At 55.1% G+C, this 3,902-nt stretch carries 1 protein-coding gene; it reads right to left on the bottom strand.

All coding sequences use genetic code 11. From position 1 onward, the window contains the following. Positions 1 to 3,870: hypothetical protein (locus AB7U36_RS20165; protein WP_428161424.1), on the bottom strand; the 3,870-nt coding region annotated here is incomplete at its 3' end. Positions 3,871 to 3,902: the final 32 nt, after the last annotated feature.

Here is a 3,902-nt window from a genome sequence, read left to right on the forward strand (position 1 = left end):
GCCCCGGATGTTCATATCCGGATGCCCTAAAAGTCCGTTGGATATGCTGAAAACCAGACATGCACCCGACGCCAGGGTCAGTGCCACAATGCCCAGCTGGATCAGGTTGAACTTCATGCCGGTGAACCGATCGGCTTTGGACCGAAAATCGAGTGCAATCAGCCAGCCTGCCACAATGATCGCGGGTGCCGGATGGTTCATGGTGATGCCGATGAACAGTAAAAACCACTGCAACAGGCTCAACGGCGTCCGCCCGGTTTTTGAGAGGATAAAGGCAATGATCAGGATCACGATCAGTTCGGACCAGAAGAGTACGGCCGGACCCAACGCGGGTTCCCCGCCCAGAAACAGGGGCCACCGGCTGCTACCGGGCGTGATATCTACACAGGCGTTGGCACTCTCCATCCCCAGGTTCACAACCGGTGTTTTATAGAAGGGGGTAATACCCCCGGCTGACACCCATTGGAGTACAATTTCCTGGTGTCCCGGGACAATGGGTAGGGTTACCTGGTTCTGATCCTGCCGGATGGGTCGTATCCTGCCTTCAATTTTCACCTCCTGCAGCCTGGCGTCTTTGGGCAGAGAAATAGTATGGCGCCCTCCCTGGCTGCTGTTGATGGTAAGATCCAGCTGAGCCGTGGCCGCTGCCCTGCCCGGCGAAAAGGTCAGCAGACTTTTTTCAATGGTCATGGTCTGTCCCTCAATGCCCTGGGGCCGGGTCACGGTCAGTGTCAGGCTCTCCCCGGGCCAGGGGTGCCAGGTGGGATACCAGCGGGTGCCGGTTTTATGAAAAATCACAGGGGTTCCCTGGTATTCCATATGAAAAACAGGGCTGATATCCACCTTCCATATTTCGGTCCAGTCACGGGTATTGGCATGTTTTAACTCTATTTTATCCGCAGGGGCCAGAAAAGATTCCCAGGTCAATGTTTTCTGTCCGGAACCAAAGTTGACCTTTGCCGTATTCCCCTCTACCCGGATGCCTTCGGTGGTGATGGATTCGCCGGGAAGCAACGGGATGTCAAGGACCATGCCGGAACCTGCTTCTCCTTCACGGATTACCTGGGTATTTACTTTCCAGACAAGTCCGAGCAGCAGGGTCCGTTCAATCCTGGCAAATGCAGGCAGAACACCTGTTTCAAGCACCTGCTGATTTTTACCGTCTGCCCGGGCTTTTCGTTTAAACTGAAGCTGGGCATCAAAGCTGCCGTCGGGATGACTGCCTTCCACTGTCCAGCCGTCCATGACAATATCCAGGTGCCGGGGTTTTAAAGGGAAAAAAAGCTGGAAACCGCTCTGCTGACGTATGGCACCGTCAAGGTCTATTTTGTGGCGGCCCTTGGGGACCATCACCCAGAATTGCCCCTCTTTCTTGAAGATGCCCGCAGCGGTCAGGCCGTCCACGGTTACCTGTGACGGCAGCCACTGGCCGGCATCCCCGGGAAGGGGAATTGCCGTGTCAATGGCGGCATGAACCGCCACGCTGACCGTCATCACATCCTTTTTCAGGTCAATGGACGCCTGGGGCAAATTTGCACAGGAGTTGAAGCATTGGTCCGTTTCGAGCAGCCGTTTTTCCAGTTCTTCCAGCATCTCCTTTGACGGAAATTGTGCTGCATGCGACAATAGGGGCCAAAGACACAGAACAAGTGCGGACAACGCAGGAAGCATCTGCTTGATACCGGTTGCACCGGCCTTTTTAATGCCGCCTTTGCCGATACCGAGCATGCCCGCACCTAAAAGCACCACAAGGGCGACCCGCAAAAAGGCCAGGACCAGGTTGACTGTTGGCCCGATCAGAAAGAACCCTATGGACTGGTCTTTATTCACAGGACCGGACCAGGAAAAACCGATGGTTTCATACGCCGGCCACAAAGGCATGCCCGGGCCTGTCTGGGTTCGGGCTTTGGGGTCATACTGCATAACTTGCTGCATAACTTGAGCCGACTTTCCGGCAGGCTGAGGCGCACTGGCCGGGGCGATGCTCTCCATACGCATCAGCTTATTTCGATCCGCCCCCTGCCGTTCCGCTTTTGCCACGGACTGCTTCGGGCCTCCCTCTTCCATCATCATCACCTGATCCCGGGATTCTGATCGGATTACGGCATTTGATGTATCGGTCCATGTCCTGGCCAGTTCCGGGTATATGCCGATGCGAAGGGTCTGGATGGCAAAGGGAATCACAATGGCGGCAAAACAGATCAGCGCCGTACCCTGACAAAGCTTGACAAAGGCGCGCATCCTGCCCCCGGGCAGATGTTTGAGCAAGGCAAATCCCACCAAAAGCACCAGCCAGATATACTTGGGCGCCTGATGTTCATGGAAGATCAGCACCAGGGTGACAAAGGCAAGAATGGCTAAAGGTTTTGAGTAGACCCGGGACAGGGCAATGGTAAAAATCAGGAGCGCAAAAAAATCCAGCAGGGTCCATCTGCCCACCCAGGTGCCGGGGATGCGGTCTACGCCCCGGGCATTGATAAGGGTCCAGCCCGCAGGCAGGTTAAGCGTGCCGTTTACGTCATTGAAATCATGGTCCCAGCCCGTTGCCGGAACATCGGCAATCCCGTTTTCAAAGGTGGCATCGGCCACAATATTAATTTCGCCGTTTCTTAGCTCAATACCGGCCTTGTCGCTATCGTCTCTTTTGGTGATCAACTGCTCTTTACCATCCACAAGAACCTGGCCCGGATGGATGGCCGGATTCATTTCCAGGCGCCAGTTGGTGTTCTTTTTGCCCGTGATTTTATCCTGGATAAAATAGCCGGTACCGTCAAAACGCAGCCACAGGGTTCGATCCAAGGAGAGCTGATCCGGTGCGGGCTCGGGATCTCCCCGCTTGATCTGCTTAAAGACCAGTGTGGTGGCAGGCGCCATCAGGTACGCCGGAAAGGATTGCCATCGTGACGGCATGGGCGTTTGTTTGGGGTCCACGGGTTCAGCCCCTGAAATCTGCACCTGTCTCAGGTCGGTCCTGGCACTGAAGGCCCAGATCTCGTGATCCGGCCAGAATGCCTGGTCCGGACGGATGAACCGGACGTTCTCCAAAGGCCCGGCATGGCGCAGATTAAGATCAATGTTATAGCGTCCGGGCCGAACCTGAATGGTGATCCGGCCGTCGGATTCCAGACGGGCAGGCAGCGGGCTTTTAAAGGATACCGGGATGAACCTGTCACTTTGGTATACAGGCCCCAACACCATCTGCCGGGCCTGGCCCGACACTTCCAGGGTAAGCGCAACCGACATCCGGGCCGGAATGTCATCCTCGATGAGCCGGAAACATTCAACTTTTAACCGGTCTTCCACCCGTTGTTCACGGTTTCTCTGCTTTAGCCACAACCGGCCCTCATCGTCCAGATCCGGAAACGTTACGGGCTGATGATTAACGCTTAGACTCACCAGTCCGCTTGATGACGGGATATTCAGTCTTTCGGGCATGGTTCGCCAGTAAAATTGTCCGCTGATTGTATGACGGCCCGGGGAAAGTATCAGGCCCGGGGTATTATCCTGGTCCAGAACCACAGCAGGCTTACCGTCGGCAAGAACCTGCACGGGCCAGTTTCGGTCGGAACCCGGCAAATCCACCCGGGTCTGGGCATACACCTGCCATGACTGTTTGAATGCACCCCAGCTGTCTGTCAGATTCATGTTTAACTCTCCCGGCCAGGCGCAAAGGATCTGTCCGGCATTGTTGTACATGGGAATGCATGACAACTGCTGTTCTTTTCCCTGCAGCACCCATTCTTTCCAGGGGGCAAGGGCATCGGGAACGTAAACCGAAGATCTCGCATGTGCCTGGCCATATACTGCCGGAAAAATGGCGCAAGCCATAAGCAATATACAAATAACGCCGATATTTCGCTGAATGGTCATCACATTGTCCTTTTTGAAAAAATCTGACAACT

This window comes from Desulfobacter sp. (assembly GCF_050177295.1).